This is a genomic window from Arthrobacter sp. zg-Y877, from assembly GCF_030373105.1.
In the GTDB taxonomy this organism is placed as follows: domain Bacteria; phylum Actinomycetota; class Actinomycetes; order Actinomycetales; family Micrococcaceae; genus Arthrobacter_B.
In genome coordinates this window covers 577,927-598,828 of record NZ_JAUCPU010000001.1, presented here as the reverse complement: position 1 = coordinate 598,828, position 20,902 = coordinate 577,927, and the positions used below count along the sequence as shown (strand labels likewise).

General features: G+C 66.8%; 17 protein-coding genes. 12 read left to right on the top strand and 5 right to left on the bottom strand.

The features are described 5' to 3' along the window. Positions 1-189 precede the first annotated feature (189 nt). The 5 genes from leuS to holA all read left to right on the top strand — a co-directional run bounded on the left by leuS (position 190) and on the right by holA (position 8,707). A complete protein-coding gene (gene leuS, locus QNO03_RS02760) occupies positions 190-2,691 on the top strand; it encodes a leucine--tRNA ligase (protein ID WP_502874540.1) in 2,502 nt (833 codons plus the stop codon). Between the two features lie 11 nt (positions 2,692-2,702). Next, positions 2,703-3,662, top strand: coding sequence for a DegV family protein (locus tag QNO03_RS02755; RefSeq protein WP_289601748.1), 960 nt, complete (start codon positions 2,703-2,705; stop codon positions 3,660-3,662). A gap of 289 nt (positions 3,663-3,951) precedes the next feature. Then, positions 3,952-4,773, top strand: a complete 822-nt coding sequence (locus QNO03_RS02750; protein ID WP_289601747.1) for a ComEA family DNA-binding protein — start codon at positions 3,952-3,954, stop codon at positions 4,771-4,773. A gap of 295 nt (positions 4,774-5,068) precedes the next feature. Next, complete coding sequence (locus QNO03_RS02745) at positions 5,069-7,480, top strand: ComEC/Rec2 family competence protein (RefSeq protein WP_289601745.1); 2,412 nt, start codon at positions 5,069-5,071, stop codon at positions 7,478-7,480. A 192-nt stretch (positions 7,481-7,672) separates the two neighbouring features. Beyond that, positions 7,673-8,707 (top strand): DNA polymerase III subunit delta, encoded by a 1,035-nt coding sequence (gene holA, locus QNO03_RS02740; protein ID WP_289601743.1) that lies wholly within the window; start codon positions 7,673-7,675, stop codon positions 8,705-8,707. A gap of 192 nt (positions 8,708-8,899) precedes the next feature. On the opposite strand, the gene rpsT is transcribed toward holA, so the two are convergent. Both rpsT and QNO03_RS02730 read right to left on the bottom strand, forming a co-directional pair. Further along, positions 8,900-9,160, bottom strand: coding sequence for a 30S ribosomal protein S20 (gene rpsT / locus QNO03_RS02735; protein WP_227911452.1), 261 nt, complete (start codon positions 9,158-9,160; stop codon positions 8,900-8,902). Positions 9,161-9,333: 173 nt separating this feature from the next. Then, the gene (locus QNO03_RS02730; protein WP_289601741.1) at positions 9,334-9,942 is read right to left on the bottom strand and encodes a type II toxin-antitoxin system PemK/MazF family toxin; all 609 of its coding nucleotides are present in this window, start codon (positions 9,940-9,942) and stop codon (positions 9,334-9,336) included. Positions 9,943-10,127: 185 nt separating this feature from the next. Here QNO03_RS02730 and lepA point away from each other — a divergent pair, with 185 nt between their 5' ends. Continuing rightward, the gene (gene lepA, locus QNO03_RS02725; RefSeq protein WP_289601740.1) at positions 10,128-11,981 is read left to right on the top strand and encodes a translation elongation factor 4; all 1,854 of its coding nucleotides are present in this window, start codon (positions 10,128-10,130) and stop codon (positions 11,979-11,981) included. Then, on the top strand, positions 11,978-13,210 hold the full coding sequence (gene hemW / locus QNO03_RS02720; protein WP_289601738.1) for a radical SAM family heme chaperone HemW: 1,233 nt from the start codon (positions 11,978-11,980) through the stop codon (positions 13,208-13,210). Before lepA ends, hemW begins: the two co-directional genes overlap by 4 nt. 45 nt (positions 13,211-13,255) lie before the next feature. On the opposite strand, the gene QNO03_RS02715 is transcribed toward hemW, so the two are convergent. Together QNO03_RS02715 and QNO03_RS02710 are read right to left on the bottom strand one after the other, a co-directional pair. Further along, complete coding sequence (locus QNO03_RS02715) at positions 13,256-13,684, bottom strand: DUF4870 domain-containing protein (RefSeq protein WP_502874536.1); 429 nt, start codon at positions 13,682-13,684, stop codon at positions 13,256-13,258. Positions 13,685-13,801: 117 nt separating this feature from the next. Then, positions 13,802-14,650: a DUF3097 domain-containing protein gene (locus QNO03_RS02710; protein ID WP_289601736.1), complete on the bottom strand. Its 849-nt coding sequence runs from the start codon at positions 14,648-14,650 to the stop codon at positions 13,802-13,804. Positions 14,651-14,916: 266 nt separating this feature from the next. Between QNO03_RS02710 and hrcA the strand changes: the two genes are divergently transcribed. The 3 genes from hrcA (at position 14,917) to QNO03_RS02695 (ending at position 17,959) form a co-directional block, all read left to right on the top strand. Then, entirely contained in the window at positions 14,917-15,930 is a 1,014-nt protein-coding gene (gene hrcA / locus QNO03_RS02705; protein WP_289601735.1) for a heat-inducible transcriptional repressor HrcA, read from the top strand. Between the two features lie 105 nt (positions 15,931-16,035). Then, on the top strand, positions 16,036-17,178 hold the full coding sequence (dnaJ, locus tag QNO03_RS02700) for a molecular chaperone DnaJ (RefSeq protein WP_229948482.1): 1,143 nt from the start codon (positions 16,036-16,038) through the stop codon (positions 17,176-17,178). A 1-nt stretch (position 17,179) separates the two neighbouring features. Then, complete coding sequence (locus QNO03_RS02695; protein WP_289601733.1) at positions 17,180-17,959, top strand: 16S rRNA (uracil(1498)-N(3))-methyltransferase; 780 nt, start codon at positions 17,180-17,182, stop codon at positions 17,957-17,959. Between the two features lie 39 nt (positions 17,960-17,998). On the opposite strand, the gene QNO03_RS02690 is transcribed toward QNO03_RS02695, so the two are convergent. Then, positions 17,999-18,970 (bottom strand): GerMN domain-containing protein, encoded by a 972-nt coding sequence (locus QNO03_RS02690; RefSeq protein ID WP_289601731.1) that lies wholly within the window; start codon positions 18,968-18,970, stop codon positions 17,999-18,001. Between the two features lie 371 nt (positions 18,971-19,341). Between QNO03_RS02690 and QNO03_RS02685 the strand changes: the two genes are divergently transcribed. Both QNO03_RS02685 and ybeY read left to right on the top strand, forming a co-directional pair. After that, positions 19,342-20,412 (top strand): PhoH family protein, encoded by a 1,071-nt coding sequence (locus tag QNO03_RS02685; RefSeq protein ID WP_442860257.1) that lies wholly within the window; start codon positions 19,342-19,344, stop codon positions 20,410-20,412. Further along, positions 20,409-20,885, top strand: a complete 477-nt coding sequence (ybeY, locus tag QNO03_RS02680; protein WP_229948475.1) for an rRNA maturation RNase YbeY — start codon at positions 20,409-20,411, stop codon at positions 20,883-20,885. The genes QNO03_RS02685 and ybeY overlap by 4 nt, the downstream gene beginning before the upstream one ends. Positions 20,886-20,902: the final 17 nt, after the last annotated feature.

The window sequence follows — 20,902 nt, the reverse complement described above, 5'->3', positions numbered from 1 at the left end:
GGTAGGGGTGTGCTGTTGTAAAGTGGAGAAATGATCGCAGTACTCCTCCTTAGCTAGCCGCGCACCGTCCGTGCGCGGCCGCCCCTTGCTTGTCGAGGGGCTTTTGTGTGTCTGGGGAGGACCCAAAATTTTAGCGGGCCGGATTGGCCCGCAGCGCGGATCCATTTTCTTTGAGGACAGAGGCGAAGCATAGTGAGCACGCAGTCACAGACTGATCAGCAGGAAGAGGCCGTCTACAGTTTCGCGGCCATCGAGCAGAAATGGCCGAAGGTCTGGGAGGACCTCGGCGTTTTCACCCCTGCCGACGACGGCTCGCGCGAACGGCGCTATGTACTGGACATGTTCCCGTACCCCTCCGGCGACCTGCACATGGGCCACGCCGAAGCGTTCGCGATGGGCGACGTCGTCGCCCGTTACTGGCGCCAGCTCGGGTACGACGTGCTGCACCCGATCGGCTGGGACTCCTTCGGCCTGCCTGCGGAGAACGCGGCGATCAAGAACAACGCGCACCCCAGCGACTGGACCTACCGCAACATCGAAACGCAGGCGGAGTCCTTCAAGCGCTACGCCATCAGTGTTGACTGGTCGCGCCGGATCCACACCTCCGACCCCGAGTACTACCGCTGGACCCAGTGGCTGTTCACCCGCTTCTACGACCGCGGCCTGGCCTACCGGAAGAATTCCCCGGTCAACTGGTGCCCCAAGGACCAGACCGTGCTGGCCAACGAACAGGTAGTCAACGGCGCCTGCGAACGCTGCGGCACCCAGGTCACCAAGAAGTCCCTGAACCAGTGGTACTTCAAGATCACCGATTACGCCGACCGCCTGCTCGATGACATGGAACAGCTCAAGGGCCACTGGCCTGAGCGTGTCCTGGCCATGCAGAAAAACTGGATCGGCCGCTCCGAGGGCGCGCACGTCCGGTTCAACATCGAGGCCGACGGCGGCAAGCCCGCCGAACAGGTCACCGTCTTCACCACCCGCCCGGACACCCTGGCCGGCGCCACCTTCTTCGTCGTCGCGGCCGATGCCCCGCTGGCGCTGGACCTGGTGACGGACGAAAACCGTGATGCCCTGCTGGACTACCGCGAATCGGTTAAGGCACTCTCGGACATCGAGCGGCAGTCCACCGAACGCGTCAAGACCGGCATCTTCACCGGCCGGTACGCCGTGAACCCGCTCAACGGAGAGAAGCTGCCCGTCTGGGCCGCCGACTACGTGCTGGCCGACTACGGCACCGGCGCCATCATGGCCGTCCCGGCGCACGACCAGCGTGACCTGGACTTCGCCAAGACCTTCGACCTGCCGGTCAAGGCAGTGCTGGACACCGGTGAAGAGGATCCCGCCGTCAGCGGTGTGGCCACCACCGGCGAAGGCACCCTGATCAACTCCGGCGCCCTGGACGGCCTGCCCAAGGCCGAGGCCATTCCCGCCGCCGTCCGGATGCTCGAGGAACAGGGCACCGGCGAAAAGTTCGTGAACTTCCGCCTGCGTGACTGGCTGCTGTCCCGGCAGCGGTTCTGGGGCACCCCCATCCCGATCATCCACTGCGAAAACTGCGGCGAGGTCCCGGTTCCCGACGACCAGCTGCCCGTCACTCTGCCCACCGGGCTGCGCGGCGAGGCACTGGCCCCGAAGGGCACCTCCCCCCTGGCCTCCGCCGAGGACTGGGTCAACGTGGCCTGCCCGAAGTGCGACGGTCCCGCCCGGCGCGATACCGACACCATGGACACCTTCGTGGATTCCTCCTGGTACTTCATGCGCTTCGTGTCCCCGGACTTCACGGACGGACCGTTTGATCCGGAGGCTGCCAAGAACTGGATGCCTGTCGGCCAGTACGTCGGCGGCGTCGAACACGCCATCCTGCACCTGCTCTATGCCCGCTTCTTCACCAAGGTCGTCCACGACATGGGCCTGCTTGAAGCCAGCGAGCCGTTCAGCTCCCTGCTGAACCAGGGCCAGGTCCTGAACGGCGGCAAGGCCATGTCCAAGTCGCTGGGCAACGGCGTGGACCTGGGCCAGCAGCTGGACAAGTACGGTGTCGACGCCGTGCGCCTGACCATGATCTTCGCGTCCCCGCCGGAAGACGACGTCGACTGGGCGGACGTCTCGCCGTCGGGCTCCGCGAAGTTCCTGGCCCGCGCCTGGCGCCTGGGCCAGGACATCACCAGCGAACCCGGCGTGGACTACTCGACGGGGGACCGGAAGCTGCGTTCGCTGACGCACCGGACCGTCGCCGACGCCACGGAACTGCTGGAAAACAATAAGTTCAACGTGGTCGTCGCCAAGCTCATGGAACTGGTCAATGCCACCCGCAAGGCCATCGACTCCGGTGCCGGCGCTGCCGACCCCGCGGTGCGCGAGGCTGCGGAAGCGGTCGCCGTCATCCTGAGCCTCTTCGCGCCGTACACGGCCGAGGACCTGTGGAACCTGCTGGGGCGTGAAGCCTCCGTGGTCACCGCCGGCTGGCCGACCGTGGATGAAACGCTGCTGGTGCAGGACACGGTCACCGCCGTCGTCCAGGTCCAGGGCAAGGTCCGCGACCGCCTTGAGGTTGCCGCGGACATCAGCGAAGACGACCTGCGGGAGGCCGCCCTGGCCTCCGACGCAGTGCAGCGGATCCTTGACGGACGCGGTATCCGTACGGTCATCGTCCGGGCCCCCAAGCTCGTCAACATCGTACCGGCATAGGCCGCGCACCCATGGACTGGCTGGAACGGCTCGCTTCGCGGGCCAGGGGGCGGCAGCGGTCCTCTGCCGCCGTCCCCAGGCCGTCCGTGGGTGTGGTGACCGATTCGGCGTCCGGGCTGCCGGTGGGCTGGGAGCAGTCGGCGAACGCCTCCACGTTCGTCCGCGTGGTTCCCATGCCCGTGATGATCGGGGAGCAGATCTATGGTGAAGGCTCCGAGGACCTGATCCCTGCCCTCGCCCTCGCATTGGCACAGGGGCACGAGGTGCGTACGTCGCGACCGGCTCCGGGACAGTTCGAGGCCGCCTACCGGGAACTGGCTGCCGCGGGGTGCGCCAGCGTGGTGTCGGTCCATCTGTCCGGGCATTTGTCCGGAACAGTGGATTCGGCGCGGCTGGCGGCCCGCTCGGCCAGCATTCCGGTAGAGGTTGTCGACAGTGCGACGGCGGCAATGGGCCTCGGTTTTGCCGTAGCCGCCGCGGCCGAGAGCGCCAGGGCCGGTTCCTCCGCAGCGCAGGTTGCGGCCTGCGCCCGGGCGGTGGCCGCTGATTCCAATATCCTTTTCTACGTCCCGAGCCTGGAGCAGCTGCGCCGGGGCGGGCGTATCGGTGCGGCAGCCGGCTGGCTGGGCACCCTGCTTGCCGTCAAGCCGATCCTGGTGGTCCGTGACGGCAGGGTCCTTCCGCTGGAGCGCGTCCGGACCGCACCCAAGGCGCTGGCCCGGCTGGCAGAGCTCGTGCAGCAGGACATTGCCGGCCGTACCGGTAAGGTCCGCGCGGCAGTGCACCATTTCGGCAATGCCGCCGAAGCCGAGCGGCTTGCGGGCGTCATCGCTGCCGCCGCCCCCGAGGTGGAAGTCCTCATCTGTCCGCTGCCTGCCGTCCTGGCCGCACATGTGGGTCTGGGTGTGCTGGCGGTAGCGGTTGCCGGCGAGGAAAGCGGCCCGGAAGCGGATACAGACACGGCGGAATAAAGCGGGTGCTGGTGGTGGACGCCTGCGGGGCCCGGCTCCGGCGGCAACGAAATTTCCACGCTCGCAGAGCTCGCGGGAAATATTAAAGCCGCCTCCGCCAAGCCCCTACGGCTTGCGCGCCCCAGACCCCTACGGCTTGCGCCCCGGGCGCCCGCTTTTGGCGCCGGCGGTCCCCCTGGGCCCGTCTTTCCCTCAACAAGGAAATGTACGGCAGCGGGCCGCCGGTCCGCGTCCACCTGGAGCGGGCGACGCGGAGGAGCGGATAGACCGTGGCAGCTAGTTTTGCCCGATGGCACAGCACCGTTGGGACACCGCACCCGGCACTGCGCGGGACCCTGCACCATACGGCATCGAAGACCGGAACGGCCGGGGACGCCGGTGGGCGTTTTCCTTTCCCGCAGCCGTCCTGGCCGTGTGCCTGCTGCTGGGGTGCGGGGCAGCGGCATTGCTGCTTCGGGACCGGGATGCGGTGCCGGTGGCCACGGTGGAGCTGCCGACGGCCGGCGGTCCTTCGGCGTCAGCAGCGGATCCAACGGATGCAGCTGCCGGCCTGGGAACGGGTGGACCGACTGCCACCGTCCCGTCCGCCGCGGCGGGACCGACGGGCAACCCTGCCGCAGGGGTGGTGGTGCATGTGGCTGGGGCCGTGCATCGTCCCGGAGTGGTGACGTTGAAGCCAGGGAGCAGGATAGTCGACGCGGTTGACGCCGCGGGCGGCACGGCGGCCGACGCCGACCTGGCAGCCGTCAATCTGGCGGCGGTGGTCGAAGACGGAGTGATGGTGTTCGTTCCCCGGATCGGAGAGCAGGCGCCGGTCGCCGGAACCGGCAGCACGGGAGGCAACGCACCCGGCGGCAGTGTAGGAGGAAGCATTGCCGGAGGGTCCAGTGCGGGAGGCGGCGGACCCGGCTCGGCCCCGGTCAGCATCAACCTGAACACTGCGGACTCGGCCCAACTTCAGACGTTGCCAAGGGTCGGGCCGGTATTGGCCGAACGGATCATCGCCTGGCGGACCGAGCACGGAAAATTCCGCCGTCCGGAGGATCTAGACGCAGTGCCCGGCATCGGCGAGGCAATGATGGCGGCCCTCCTTCCCCTGGTGGCGGTTTAGGCGTCCGGTGGCCAACCGGGACGGCAGCAGATGGTCGCGGTATGTGACCGCAGCGCTCACTCCAGAAGCGGAGCCCTCCGCTCCACCCGGAACCGTGCCGGTGGAAGCGGACAGGGATGCTGCCATCAGGACGGGCAGGGCACCATCCCGCCTCACCACGAAGGCGCGGGAGGCATGGCACAGCAGGGAAACGGCAGAGCTGCCGGAGCCCCTCCGGGAGCTGCGGCTGTTGCCGGCCGCGGCAACGGTATGGGCTGCAGCGTTCGTTGCCGTCCGGTTACCCCCGTCAGGGGGTATGGCGCTGGCCGGGTCGGCTGCCGTGCTGGCGGCGCTGCTGCTCCTGCTGGCTGCCCGTGGCAGCCCAACGAGCCGGGCGCGGGCCTCCGCCTTCCTCCGGGCCTCAGCGTTCCTCCGGGGCGCCGCGGTTCCGGCCGCGGCGGCAGCCCTGGTCTGCGCCGGCGCTGCCGCAAGCCTGGCGGTGCGCACCGGCGGTCCCATCTCCGGTCTCATTGCCGAAGAGGCTGTGGTGACCGCACAGTTGCGTGCAGCATCGGACGCCCGTCCGGCGGCGGCGGACCGGTTCACCGGCCGTCCACGGTATCTCATCGATGCCGTGGCAGAGTCGGGGACCGCAGACGGCCAGCGGTTCGGGACATCGGCTACGCTCCTGGTGGTCGGCGGGGAGGACTATGCCCGGATCCGGCTGGGGGACCGGTTCACCAGCGCGGGATCCCTGCAGCCGCTCCCGGAGGGGGACCGGAACCTTGCCTTGCTGCGGGCTGCTGCCCCTCCCGCCGTCACCGCCGCAGGTGGATGGTACGCCGTTACTGCGGACCTCCGCACCTCGTTCGTGGAGGCGGCAGAGGAGCATGGCGCAGACGTGGACGGACTCCTTCCCGGCATGGTGCTGGGCGACCGCGGGAGCTTGGATTCCGGTCTGGAGCAGGCCATGAAAAATACGGGCCTGACCCATCTGACGGCTGTATCAGGCACCAACTGCAGTTATCTGCTGGCCTTCCTCTTCCTGGCGGCGAGGTCCCTGCGGATCCCGCGGGCCGCCGGGGTTCTGCTGGCATTGGCCGGCCTGGCCGCGTTTGTTCTCCTGGTCCGTCCGGACCCCAGCGTGCTTCGCGCAGCAGTGATGGGCGGACTGGGGGCCCTCGCGGTGCTCAGCGGGCGGGGACGTCTTTCCGCTGCCTTACTGTTCCTGTCGATCACGGTGCTGCTGTGTGTGGACCCGTGGTTGTGCGGAAGCTACGCGTTTATGCTCTCGGTCTGCGCCACCCTTGGATTGGTGGTTCTGGGGCCGCACCTGGTGCGGGTGCTGTCCATCCGTCTGCCGCGCTGGGCCGCAGCTGCCCTGGCCATACCCGTGGCAGCACAGCTGTTCTGTGCGCCGGTGCTGGTGCTCCTGCAGCCCCAGCTGCCGGTGTACTCAGTTCCGGCCAACCTCGTTGCGGCTCCCGTCGTGCCGGTCGTCACCGTTGCGGGAATGTTTGCGGTCGTTTTCGCCGGCATAATCCCTGTACTGCCCCCTCCACCCCTGTTGCTTGCAGGCGTGGGTGCAGAGTGGGTGGCCGGAACGGCGCGCTTCTTCGAATCCGCTCCCGGAGCGCTGGCTGCGTGGCCGGAGGGAACTCCCGGCGTGGTGCTGATGGTGGTTGCCGCGGCAGGGACAGCCATCGGAATCCTCGATCTCTCGCGGCGCGGCGTCGGCGACAGCCGGTTTCCGCTCGGGGCAGGCCGAGGGAGGTCCCGGGGGCGGCCAACCAGCCCGGGGTCCGGCTTCGCAGACCGGTCCGGCATCCGCCGTCGGGCCTGGTTGGTGTCGGGGGCCGTCGCCTCACTGGTAGTGCCCGGCGGTGCGGTGCTTGCTGCCCGGAGCCTGCAGGGGGAAACAGGGCCGGCATCGGACTGGGTGGTTGCTGCCTGCGATGTCGGGCAGGGGGACGGGCTCGCTGTCCGTACGGGGCCGGACAGGGCCGTGGTGATAGACGCCGGAGGAGAACCTGCGCCCATGGATGTCTGCCTGGACCGGCTGGGAGTGCGGACCGTGGAGCTTCTGGTCTTCACGCATGCGCACCTGGATCACTACGGCGGTGCGGGCGGCGTACTCGACGGACGGTCCGTCGTGCAGATCGGCTATTCGACCGCCGGCCCGGAACTGCCGGACGAACTGACCGGAGTGCTGGACGGGTCCGGCGCGCCACGGACAAAGCTGACCGCGGGAATGGCAGGAACGGCCGGCAACGTGCGGTGGGACGTCCTCTGGCCTCCGGCAGCGCCTGACACTGTCGGGCCCGCAGGCGGAGACGGGGAAGAGAACAACGCCAGTTCCATCCTGCTGCTCACCGTAGAGGCACCGGAACAGCGGGAGCGGCCGCTGCGGATACTGTTCACCGGCGATGCCGAGGAGGACGCCGCCGCAGCGGTTCTCGCAACGCACCCGGATCTCCAGGCCGGCGTCGATGTGTTGAAGGTTGCCCATCATGGTGCCCGCAACGGCGGGGACGGCTGGCTGCGGTCCGTCAGGCCATCCCTGGCCCTGATCTCGGTGGGAGCGGACAACGACTACGGCCATCCCGCACCGGAAGTCTTGGCCGGCCTCCAATCCGCCGGGACAGCGGTGGCACGGACAGACCGGGACGGAACGCTCCTGGTGGCACGCGTTGACAACACACTTGTGGTCCGCGGCCTGCCGCCGTAGCGCGGGTGGGTATGGGAGTCGGTAAGCGGGCGACAGGGGGACGGACCCGGTCCCAGCCGCGCCAAAATTGGCCGCCGCCGAGTGCCGTGGCAATCTTGGAGTGAGCCCTCCGCATTGCGGCGGCGTTTCGAATCATTAACCCCGGCGGGACCGTACACTCGGCCTCGCGACACTAGCCCAGGAGCACCAGCTGTGAATCCGGCCGTCCCATCCAAACGCAGCTCCGGCAGCAAGCCCTCCCCAAAGTCCTCGGCGACGGTCTCCTGGCGTGAGGTCGAACCTGCCCCCGTGGTACTGCTGGCAGGTCCGGAGGATTATCTGGCGTCCCGGGCGCGGGACCGGCTGCGGGGATTGCTGCGGGAGAAGCAACCCGACACGGAGCTGGTGCACTTCGACGCCGCCACCTACGTCTCCGGTGAACTCACCCTGCAGTCGAGCCCCTCGCTGTTCGGCGAAGCCAAACTCATCGAGGCCGTGAACCTGGCATCCATGAACGAGGATTTCCTGACCGAGACCCTGGCCTATTTGAAGGATCCTTCCCCGGACGCCGTACTGGTGCTGCACCATGCCGGCGGTAACCGCGGTAAAAAGCTGCTGGATGCGGTCAAAGCTGCCGGTGCGCCCGTCGTCGAGTGCCAGCCCTTCAAGAAGGACGCCGAAAAACTCGATTTCGTGGCCTCGGAATTCCGTTCCGCCCGTCGCCGGATCGAGCCTTCCGCAGCGCGGGCGCTGGTCAACGCCGTCGGTTCCAGCCTTTCCGAGCTGGCAGCCGCCTGCCAGCAGCTGATCAGCGATTCCACCGGGGAAGTCACCGAGGAACTGGTGGAGCGTTATTACGGCGGACGGGTGGAAGCCACCGCGTTCAAGGTCGCCGACGCAGCCCTCGCCGGGCGTGCAGCACAGGCACTCTCGATGCTTCGGCACGCCCTCGACACCGGAGTGGATCCGGTTCCGCTGGTCGCTGCCCTGGCCATGAAGGTGCGGGCGGTGGCGCGCGTGGCGAATCTGCGCGGATCCTCCGCCTCGATGGCCAAGGACCTGTCCATGGCTCCGTGGCAGGTCGACCAGGCCCGGCGGGATGCGCAGCGGTTTTCTTCGGAGTCGCTGATTGAAGCGGTACAGGCCCTCGCTGAGGCGGACGCCCAGGTCAAGGGCGCCGGCCGGGACCCGGTCTACGCCGTGGAGCGGGCTGTCACCGTCATCGCCCTAGCAGCGTCCGGGCGGTAAGCGGGAAGTTACTGTCCCGGGCCGGACCCGGGCGGCTTGCCGGGCAGTAGGCGGGCGGGCCTGGTGCTTGGCGGGTCCGGGCTCGGCCCGGGGTCCGGGGGAGTCCCGGCCTCCTGCGGCACCCGCTTAAAACAAAGCGCGGCCGGTCCCGAAGGACCGGCCGCGCCGGATAAATCTGAGGGGGGCGGCTGCTTAGAGCGCGCTGACCTTCTTGGAGATGGCCGACTTGCGGTTTGCAGCGTTGTTCTTGTGGATAACGCCCTTGCTGACGGCCTTGTCCAGCTTGCGGCTGGCGGTCTTCAGCGCTTCTGCTGCTGCGTCCTTGTCGCTGGCCTTGACAGCTACATCAACCTTGTTGATGACGGTCTTCAGCTCGGACTTCACCGAGTTGTTACGCTGACGCGCCTTCTCGTTGGTGAGGATGCGCTTCTTCTGGGACTTAATATTGGCCACTTATAAACTCTCTTTGTATTGCGGACTTGGTCGGTGAGGGTATTTCAGCCCAGACATTGACTGAGCGGCGTGGGGATACCGTAATGGCGCCTGAACCAAAGTGCCCGTCGACCTGCGCGGACACACAGCAATAAATGTTAGCAGAGTTTGGGCGCCGGTAACGAAAACGGTGCTCAGCGCGCCGGACGCATGACCGCCAAGCGGCGGACAACCGTCTGGAAAACGTTCCTATCCATTATCGCACCTTCCCGCCGCACGCCGTCGGGGTCAAGCTGGAGCACCCGGTCCAGCCTTACCTCGCTGGGGCGCCCCTTACTGTCCCAGGAACCGGTACCCACGTCGAGATAGCGCGGGTCGGAACTGCCGGGTGAATTCCGGTCGCGGCTGGTCATCATCAGGGCCAGCAGGTACCCACCGCTGCGGCCGATCAGCAGGACGGGACGGTCCTTACCCTGGGCAGGGTCCTCCTCATACGGCACCCAGGCCCAGACAACCTCGCCGGGGTCCGGATCGCCGTCGGGCTGCGGGGCATAGACCGGGTTCACCGGCCCGCGGTAGTCACCGGCGTAACGGGGGGAAGCGGACGACGACGACGTCGGCGCCCGCCCGGCCGGTGCGGAACGCGTCCGTGCAGCGGGCGGCGACGGCCTGGTTCCGGGGGAGGGGGAAGGTGTGCCGCTGCGACCGGTGGTGGTGGGGGAGCCGGATGCGGAGCCGGCCGAACGCAGCAGGCGGACCGCGGAGCGGGCGAAGGAGGCAAAGGAACGGGCGTTAAAGGGCATGGCATAACGTTATGCTCCTGCGCCGGCTCCAAGGGTGTGTTTCCGGTTCCTGTTGCGGGAGGCAAACGTGGGAGACTGTTAACTCAAGAGAACACCTACCAGACCCGCCAGGACTTTGCCTCCGGATACCCGCGCGCACCGCGCCGCGTCCGGCTCGTCCCGGAAACAGTAAAGGAACCGCCACAGTGTCACCCATGGCCCGCTTCTCGCCGGTGCCTGCCGCGACGGATCCGGCGATCATCAGAAACTTCTGCATCATCGCCCACATCGACCACGGCAAGTCCACCCTGGCCGACCGCATGCTCCAGTCCACCGGAGTGGTTGAGCACCGGAACATGAAGGCCCAGTACCTGGACCGGATGGATATTGAGCGCGAACGCGGCATCACCATCAAGTCCCAGGCCGTGCGTATGCCGTGGGAGCTCGACGGCGAGTCCTACGCCCTGAACATGATCGATACCCCGGGCCACGTGGACTTCACCTACGAGGTGTCCCGGTCCCTCGCGGCCTGCGAAGGCGCAGTGCTGCTGGTGGATGCCGCCCAGGGCATTGAGGCGCAGACCCTGGCGAACCTGTACCTGGCGATGGAAAACGACCTCACCATCATTCCGGTCCTGAACAAGATCGACCTCCCGGCCGCGCAGCCGGAGAAGTACGCCGAGGAACTGGCCAAGCTGATCGGCGGCGATCCGGAGGACGTACTGAGGGTCTCCGGCAAGACCGGCGTCGGCGTTGAAGCCCTGCTGGACCAGATTGTCCGCGAGATTCCGGCACCGGTGGGCGATCCCAACGCCCCCGCCCGGGCCATGATCTTCGACTCCGTCTATGACACCTACCGCGGCGTCGTGACCTATGTCCGCGTGGTGGACGGTTCGCTGTCCCCGCGCGAACGCATCCAGATGATGTCCACCCGCGCCAGCCATGAACTCCTGGAAATCGGTGTCAGCTCCCCGGAGCCGACTCCGTCCAAGGGCCTGGGCGTGGGTGAGGTGGGTTACCTCATCACCGGTGTGAAGGACGTGCGCCTGTCCAAGGTGGGCGACACCGTCACCAACCTCGCCAAGCCGGCCGCGGAATCGCTCGAAGGCTACGCCGATCCCAAACCCATGGTCTTCTCCGGGCTGTACCCCATCGACGGCGCCGACTACCCGGTGCTGCGCGACGCGCTGGAAAAACTGATGCTTAATGATGCCGCGCTGGTGTATGAACCCGAGACGTCCGCCGCGCTGGGCTTCGGCTTCCGGGTGGGCTTCCTGGGCCTGCTGCACCTGGAAATCACCCGTGAACGGCTCGAGCGTGAGTACAACCTCGACCTGATCTCCACCGCGCCCAACGTGGAGTACGAGGTGACGCTGGAGGACAAGAAGGTGGTCACGGTGACCAACCCCAGCGAGTACCCCGAAGGCAAAATCAACGAGGTCCGCGAGCCGATGGTTGCCGCCACGATCCTGGCGCCGAGCGAATTTGTCGGCGCCATCATGGAGCTGTGCCAGACCCGCCGCGGCGTCCTGGGCGGCATGGACTATCTCTCCGAGGACCGGGTGGAAATCCGGTACCGCCTGCCGCTGGCCGAGATCGTTTTCGACTTCTTCGACGTCCTCAAGTCCAAGACCCGCGGCTATGCCTCGCTGGACTGGAAGGCCGACGGCGAACAGGTCGCCGACCTGGTCAAGGTGGACATCCTGCTCCAGGGTGAACAGGTGGACGCGTTCAGCTCCATCACGCACAGGGACAAGGCGTACTCCTATGGCGTGATGATGACGGGCAAGCTGCGCGAACTGATTCCGCGCCAGCAGTTCGAGGTGCCTATCCAGGCGGCCATCGGCTCCCGGATCATCGCCCGCGAATCCATCCGCGCCATCCGCAAGGACGTGCTTGCCAAGTGCTACGGCGGCGACATCAGCCGTAAGCGCAAGCTGCTGGAAAAGCAGAAGGAAGGCAAGAAGCGGATGAAGATGGTCGGCCGTGTGGAGGTTCCCCAGGAAGCCTTCGTGGCCGCGCTTTCCTCCGACGAATCCAAGGACAAATCCAAGAAGTGACACCCAGCGCACTGCCCCTCGGGGACCCGGCACCCGCCGACGGTCTCCTCCCCGCGCAGGCCGCGGACGGCGCAGCGGAGCGGAACTTCGGACTCTATGTCCATATTCCGTTCTGCGCCGTCCGCTGCGGCTACTGCGATTTCAACACCTATACCGCCACGGAACTCGGCGGCGGAGCGGACCAGGCCGCCTACGGGGGTACGGCGGCACGGGAAGTCGTTTTCGCCGCGGACGCGCTGCGGCGCTCGGGCCTGCCGGAACGCCCAATGGGCACCGTCTTCTTCGGTGGCGGCACCCCCACGCTGCTCCCGGCTGAGGACCTGGCGCTGATCCTGCGCACCGCCGTCGACCAGTGGGGACTGGCCCCCGGCGCGGAGGTCACCACCGAAGCGAACCCGGACTCCGTCACTCCGCAGTCCCTGCAGCTGCTTGCCGATGCCGGTTTCACCCGGGTGTCCTTCGGTATGCAGTCCGCTGTGCCGCACGTGCTGGCGGTGCTCGACCGGACGCATACTCCCTCCCGTGTCCCGCAGGCCGTGCAGTGGGCGCGCGACGCCGGACTGCACGTCAGCGTGGACCTCATCTACGGGACCCCCGGCGAATCCATGGCCGACTGGCGGCAGTCGCTCGAAGAAGCACTGAGCTACGAGCCGGACCACATTTCCGCCTATGCCCTCATCATCGAGGAAGGCACCAAGCTTGCCGCCCGGATGCGCCGAGGCGAAGTGCCGCCGATTGACGACGACGACCACGCCGACAAGTACCTGCTGGCCGACGAACTGATGTCTGCCGCGGGACTGTCCTGGTACGAGGTCAGCAACTGGGCACGCACGCCCGCGGACCAGTGCCGGCACAACCTGGCCTATTGGCGCAGTGACGACTGGTGGGGCATTGGTCCCGGAGCCCACTCCCATGCGGGCGGGGTGCGCTGGTGGAACGCCAAGCATCCGACGGCCTATGCCCAGCGGATCGGGGCGGGGGAGTCGCCCGCCGTCGGGCGCGAAACCCTCGACGCCGATACCCGGTACGTGGAGGATGTGATGCTGCGCGTCCGGCTGGCCGAGGGCCTGGAGCTGTCGCGCCTGAAGGACTCCGGGCGGCTCGCCGTCGCGGGTCTGATTGCTGACGGACTGGTGGACCCTCAGGCTGCCTTCACGGGACGGGTCCTGCTGACCACAAAGGGCCGGCTGCTGGCCGACGCCGTAGTCCGGCGCCTGCTGCCGGACTAAGCTGCCCAACTGGGCTGCCCTGAAGGGCGGTGCCGGCTGCTCCGCCTACTTGATCCGGCGCAGGTTGAACGGGTAGCGGTAGGGCCGGCCGCGGTTGCACTCGATGCCCGCGATGACGGAGGACACGGCAACGTAGACCCAGATCAGGGCGTTGAGGACGGCGAAGAATCCACCTATAACGGGGATGAAGGACAGTGCCCAGACCGTCAGGGCAGCAATGCTGGGCGGAAGCGTGAAGTTCAGCGCCTCCTTGGATTCCTGGGCGGTGAACGGACCGCGGTCCCGGAACACCAGGTAAATGATCAGGGACGGAACAAAAGCGAGGATGCCGCCGAAGTGCGCCATGGTTGCCCACTGCCGGTCCTCGGACGCGGTCAGCGGCAGGGCATTTGCCGGAGCCCCCTGGTACACGGGACGGGGAACTCCGCTCCGTTCTTCCGGCCGGGGCTGGTGATTCTGGCGTGTGTTGGACACGGCGTATATTCCTTTTGGCTCATGGTGACACAGGGTCGGTCCGCTACTACGTATCCCTCAAGGGTACTGGCTTGGCCGCTTTGTCACGGAACGGCGGCACGCGGAGAGGCGGAGATCTCAGGCGGGAACGGTCAGGAAGTCAATGACTTCCTCCACCCGTCCCAGCAGCGACGGTTCCAGATCCGCATAGCTGTTCACCTGGCCCAGCAGCTTCTTCCAGCCCAGCGCGACGTCGGTATGGTCCCGGTGCGGCCACCCGAGTCCCTGCAGGATGCCGGTCTTCCAATCCAGGTGCCGGGGGACCACGGGCCAGGCGCTGCGGCCGATCACGGATGGCTTGATGGCCTGCCAGACATCCACGTACGGGTGGCCGACAATAAGCACGTTGCCACGCGCGCCGGGAGAGGTCATAGCCTCGGCGGCAATGCGGGATTCCTTGGATCCCGGCACGAGGTGGTCCACCAGGATCCCCAGCCGGCGGCCCGGCCCCGGGGCGAACTCGCGGACAGCGGAGTAGAGGTCATCCACGCCGTGGAGGGGCTCGACGACGATTCCCTCGACCCGCAGGTCATCGCCCCAGACCTTTTCCACCAGCTCGGCGTCGTGCTTGCCCTCCACCCAGATGCGGCTCGCCCGGGCAGTGCGGGCGCGCTGGTTGGCAACGCGTACCGAGCCCGACGCCGTGCGCGCCGCACCGGTCTTCGCTGCGGCCGGGGCGGCGGCCACCACTTCGACCGGCTCTCCCTCGAGCAGGAAACCAAAGCCGAGCTCGAAGGATTTTGTTTTGCCGCGGCGGTCTTCGAGCACCATCAGGTGCAGGCCGCCGGATTTCTCGACGCGCACCACTGCGCCTACCCAGCCGGTGGCAACATCCTCCACCACGAGGCCGGGTTCGGCGCCGACTTTACGCAGGGAGGTCCGGGCCGGTGCAGTGATGTCCTGCGGACCCCAGGAAAAGCTGGACACGGAAGTTGCCTCGCTTACGGAACTGGATCGGATGGATAACCGCAGCAGGCCACGGGTTCTCCAATGCTAGCAACGGTGGTGATCCGTATTAGACTTAGCACTTGGACAGTGCGAGTGCTAAGCCGGGTTCCAAGTCGATTGCCGAGTCGATTGCCGAGTAAATTTGCCAAGCCGATTGCCAAGCACCGTCTCCACCGTTTTAGGAGCCTGCCCAGCAGGCCGGTCAGCACAACGATCAATCCGACGATCAACAGGGAGGGAAAACCATGAGTGAGCCACGCAGACTCGAGGTCCTCCGCGCCATTGTTGAGGACTACGTCCATTCGCGTGAGCCCGTGGGCTCCAAGGCACTGGTGGAACGCCACCATTTGGGGGTTTCCTCCGCGACGATCCGCAATGACATGGCCGCCCTGGAGGAAGAGGGGCTCATTACCGCTCCGCATACTTCCGCCGGCAGGATCCCCACCGACAAGGGCTACCGCCTTTTCGTTGACCGCATCTCCGACGTCAAGCCCCTCTCTGCCCCCGAGCGCCGGGCCATCCAGTCCCTGCTGGAAGAGGCGGACGACCTCGATGACGTGATGGACCGCACGGTCCGCCTGCTGTCCCAGCTGACCAACCAAGTGGCCGTGGTGCAGTATCCGCACCTGGGCAATGCCAAGGTACGCCACATTGAATTTGTCCTGCTGGCACCGGCGCAGGTGCTGGTTGTCCTGATCTCGACCACGGGGCGGGTGGAACAGCGGGTGATGACGGTTCCCCAGCCGGTGACCGAACCGGACCTGATGGACCTGCGCCACCATTTCCTTTCCGCACTGGCAGGCAAACCCCTGAGCAGCATCACCAGCCAGCTGGCCAACGCCCTGGCCACCGTGCCGGCCGACCGCAGGCGCGTGGGAAACTCCCTGGGGCACTGCCTGGAGCAGCTTGCGGGCATCAACCGCGAGGACCGCATGGTGATGGCAGGGACCGCCAACCTGGCCCGCTCCACTGTAGACTTCCCGCTGACGATCGGTCCGGTGCTGGAAGCGCTCGAGGAACAAGTGGTGATGCTGCGGCTGCTGTCCGAGATGGAGCAGGATGCCCGCGGTGTCGCCGTTCGGATCGGACGGGAGAATCCGCACGGCGGGCTGTCGGAAGCCTCGGTGGTGGCAACCGGCTACGGTCCGGATGCCACGGCGAAGGTCGGCATCCTCGGCCCCACCCGCATGGACTATCCCACCACCATGGCCGCAGTGCGTGCCGTGGCGCGGTACCTGTCCCGGATACTGAACGACTAGCCCGGTCCCCAGCAGTTACGGACCTCCCCGCCGGGCAACCTGCGGGATTCCCAACTCCGCCTTCAAACGCTGAAGGTACGCAATACAGGAAAGCGATGTGCACGAGTGAGCGATCACTACCAGGTTCTGGGTGTCGGACGAGACGCCACCGGTGAAGAAATCAAGAAGGCGTACCGGAAGCTTGCCCGCAAGCTGCACCCCGACGTCAATAACGCCCCGGGCGCCTCGGATGAGTTCAAAGCCGTAACGCACGCCTACGAGGTTCTCTCCGATCCGGAAAAGCGGCGGATCTACGACACCACCGGTAACGAGAACGGCAACGACAACGGCTTTGGCGGCGGCGGGGGCTTCGGTGCCCAGGGCTTCGGCTTCCAGGACATCTTCGATACGTTCTTCGGCGGCGCCGCTCCGGGCGGCGGGCGTGGACCGGCATCGCGCAGCCGCCGTGGCCAGGATGCGCTCATCAATGTCCGCATCGACCTCAAGGACGCCGTCTTCGGCGTCAACAAGAAGATCGACGTCGACACCGCAGTGGTGTGCCCCACCTGCGACGGTTCCTGCTGCCAGCCCGGAACCTCGCCGCGCACCTGCGACATCTGCCACGGCACCGGCCAGGTCCAGCGGGCCGTGCGCTCCATCCTGGGCCAGGTCATGACCTCCGCACCCTGCGGAACCTGCAACGGTTTCGGCACCGTCATCCCCGATCCCTGCCACGAATGCTCCGGTGAAGGCCGCGTCCGCAACCGCCGCACCCTCACCATCAAGGTTCCCGCGGGCGTCGCCACCGGGACCCGGATCCAGCTCGGGGGACAGGGTGAAGCCGGGCTCGCCGGCGGTCCCGCCGGTGACCTTTACGTGGAGATCAGGGTCAATAACGACCCGACGTTCCTGCGCGAAGGCGATGACCTGCACGCCACGCTGACCGTGCCCATGACCGCGGCGGCCCTTGGCACCACTGTGACCCTGGAAACGTTCGACGGCGAACGGGACATCACGGTCAAGCCGGGCACCCAGTCCGGCGAGGTATCCGTGCTCAACGACCTGGGCGTCACGCACCTGCGCGGCCACGGCCGTGGAGACCTGCGCGTCCACCTGCACGTGGAGACCCCGCAGAAGCTGGACGCCGAACAGGAGGAGCTGCTGCGCAAGCTGGCCAAGCTGCGTGGCGAGGAGTACAGCGAGGGGCGGCTCAACAGCTCCGGTACCGGCGTCTTCGCGAAGCTGCGGGACCGGCTGGGCAACCTCTGAGATGACCAACCCCATCTTCTTCGGTGACCCGGTTCAGGTGGCTGCCGCCGGGACCGGAGATGTTTTCCGACTGGAAGGTCCGGAAGCCCGGCACGCTGTGTCGGTCAAACGGCTCGGCATCGGTGAGGACGTGGACGTGGTTGACGGTGCCGGCCGCCGGCTGACCGGTTCCGTGACGGATACCGGTGCCTCCGTGCTGGAACTGCGGGTGGCGGCGGTCCTCGAGGAACCGGCGCCGTCCGAACGGTTTCTCCTGGTTCAGGCCCTTGCCAAGGGGGACCGCGACGAGCAGGCAGTGGAAGCGGCCACCGAGCTGGGCGTGGATACGGTGATCCCGTGGCAGTCGGACCGCAGCATCGTCCGCTGGCGCGCCGAGAAGGCGGCAAAGGGGCAGGCGAAGTGGCAGGCGCTGACCACTGCCGCCGCCAAGCAGTCGCGGCGTTCCCGTATCCCCGGGGTCGAGCCGGTGCTGGACAGCAGGCAACTGGTGGACCGCCTCCAGGGCATCGACCTGGTCCTCGTCCTGCATGAGGAAGCCGACGCACCCCTGGCCGGGGCGCTGAGCGAATTGACCGGCCGCCGTGCCGATCCCGCAGACGGGACTGCGCCGGTGTCGATTGCCATTGTGGTGGGTCCCGAAGGCGGCATCAGCCCCGCGGAGCTGGACGCGATGCGCAGTGCCGGTGCCGTGGCGGTGAGGCTGGGACCGCATGTGCTGCGCTCTTCGACTGCCGGTCCCGCCGCGCTGGCGCTGCTGAACCAGCTGCTCGGGCGCTGGTAGGAGACACCGGCAGGCCGCGGGAACCGGGAGGGACCGGGGTTAGTCTTCCGGTGCCTCTGCGGGCAGGTCGACCTTGATGCGCTTGGAATCGCCTGCCGCCTCCTGGCCGTCGTAATACACCCGGAGGTTGTACTCACCGGGCGCCAGTTCAGCGGTGAAGCTGAATTCGCCGGTCTCGCCCTGCGCCTGTGCCAATTCCACCTGCCCCGAGGCCGCGGCGGCTGTGGACGGCCGCCCGTCCACGATGGGCTCGGCGCGCCAGCGCAGGCCGGCCTGCTGGGCGACTGCCGTGCCGCTCACCGTGAGGTCGCTGCTGCGCTCGTCGGATTCCTGCGGATCGATCACCCAGATCGGTGCGACCAGGGAGGGGTCCCGGCTGAGCGGTTTGTCGAGCGGCACGTGGCCGAATGCACGGTATCCCTCTTTTCCGTCCACGAGGATCACCACGCTGCTGACCTGTCCCACGGTGGTCAAGGCGGCGTTTGCTGCGGCAGCGGTGGCGGTGTACACCAGCTGCTGGACCGCACGGTAGGCCATGCCCGAGTCAAGGGAGCCCTTGAAAGCATCCGAGGAGATGTCCACGGTAATGACGTTCTTGCTGGAAATCGATGCGGTGACGCTCTCCGCTGCATGCCAGGGCGAGAAATAGTCCTTGTCCAGCGGCGTCTGGGCGGTCATGGCCTGGACGGCTTCGCCGATGGGGTCCCCGGCGTTGCTGGAGTGAAGGAACTCACGGTAAAGACTGACCGTTGAGTCGTTCAGTCCAAGCCAATACACCGGCATGAGCGTTGGTCCGGAGCTTGCCTCGGCCGGGGAAGGGACCGCCATCGGCGCTGCGGCGGAGGCGGCAGCGGCGTCGTAGTTGGAGGGCATGGTGATGGTGGGATTCTCCGCCAGGACACCGCAGCCCCCCAGTCCGAGGGCGGATGCGGCCACGAGGGAGGCGGCCAGTAAACGTTTGCTGCGGAGCCCTTGAAGGGAGGACATTCCGCGGTTGGCTGGGGCGTCCATCTATCCTTCCGGGGCGTCGTGAAAAAGGTACGTGTTCAACCTTTGCACAGGTAGTCGGGGCTACCCGTGCAGGTAAGCGGCCCGTGCCCGGACTGAAACACGATTGAGACACCACCGTTGCGGACCCGAGATAAATCGGTTGCCGCACCGCGCGCCGGTGAGTGCATCAAGTAAGATTTAGGTGTCGGGCGGGAGTGCGTCCATGCGGGACGTGCGCACGCCGCGAAGGAAATAAACATCTCGGCCGGGGCGTTTGCCTTGGCGGGAGAGGTAACCGGGCTCCAACCGGGTTTCACCGCCCGATGCGGAAACAAGACTCTATAAGGGGCGATGAAAGGCCTGAAAAGGCCGTCTATATGACCGAATCTTCAATGGAAATCGGCACCATACGGCTGGATAACCAGACCATAGTCTTTGACTCCACCGAACATATGGTCCAGTCGCTGGGTGCGAATGACGAGGCACTCAGGATCATTGAGACGGCCAATCCCGAGGTGACCCTGATGGTGCGCGGGAACGAGCTCTCAGTCTCCGGTCCCGCCGCCGAGGTGGAGCAGACCGTGCGCCTGATCAATGAAGTCCGCGTGCTTGCGCGCAACCAGACCCGGGTGACGCCGCAGGTCCTCGAGCAGCTGATCAGCATGCTCCGGGACCAGAGCACCCACCGCCCCTCGGACGTCCTGACCCAGAACATCCTTTCCACGCGCGGAAAGACCATCCGGCCCAAGACCCTGAACCAGAAGAACTACGTGGATGCGATCGACCGCAACACAGTGGTCTTCGGCATCGGTCCCGCGGGTACCGGAAAGACCTACCTGGCCATGGCCAAGGCCGTCCAGGCACTGCAGCAAAAAGAAGTGAACCGGATTATCCTGACCCGTCCGGCTGTCGAGGCGGGGGAGCGGCTTGGCTTCCTCCCGGGCACGCTGAGCGACAAGATCGACCCGTATCTGCGTCCGCTCTACGATGCCCTCCACGACATGATGGATCCCGAATCCATTCCGCGCCTGATGGCAGCCGGCACCATTGAAGTGGCCCCGCTGGCGTATATGCGCGGCCGGACCCTCAACGATGCCTTCATCATCCTGGACGAAGCCCAGAACACGACGCCGGAACAAATGAAGATGTTCCTCACCCGGCTCGGCTTCGGTTCCAAGATGGTGGTGACGGGCGACGTCACCCAGGTGGACCTGCCCGGCGGCACCGCGTCAGGCCTGCGGATCGTGCACGACATCCTGGGCGGCATTGAGGATGTCGCGTTCTCCGAGCTGCAGGCCGTGGATGTTGTACGGCACCGCCTGGTCAGCAACATTGTCACCGCCTACAGCGAGTGGGACGAATCCCGGCGGCGCAGCGCAGCAGACGGCGGCCGGAACGACGGCGGCCGGTTCAACGGCAGCGGCCGCGCCAATGCAGGACACAACCGGGAGGGACGCGCATGAGCATCGAAGTGAACAACGAGTCCAGCGCACCCGACGTCAACGAAGAAGAACTGGCCAGGCTTGGCCGGTACCTGCTGGACAGCCTCTACGTGCACCCCGAAGCGGACCTGTCCATCATTCTCGTTGATGAGGACGCCATCGAGAAGCTGCATATCGAGTGGATGGACCTGCCCGGTCCCACTGATGTGCTCTCCTTTCCGATGGACGAACTCCGTCCCGGCACGGCCGGACGCATTACGCCCGCCGGTGTCCTGGGCGACATCGTGCTGTGCCCGCAGGTTGCGGCACGCCAGGCACGGGAGGCCGGCCACGGAACGGACGAGGAGCTGCTGCTCCTGACCACCCACGGCGTCCTGCACCTGCTGGGTTATGACCACGCCGAGCCGGAAGAGGAAAAGGAGATGTTCGGCCTCCAGCGCCGCCTCCTGTCCGCCTACCTCGGCAAACAGGCGCCCAAGGAGACCCGAAGTTGAGTATTGGCGTCCTCATC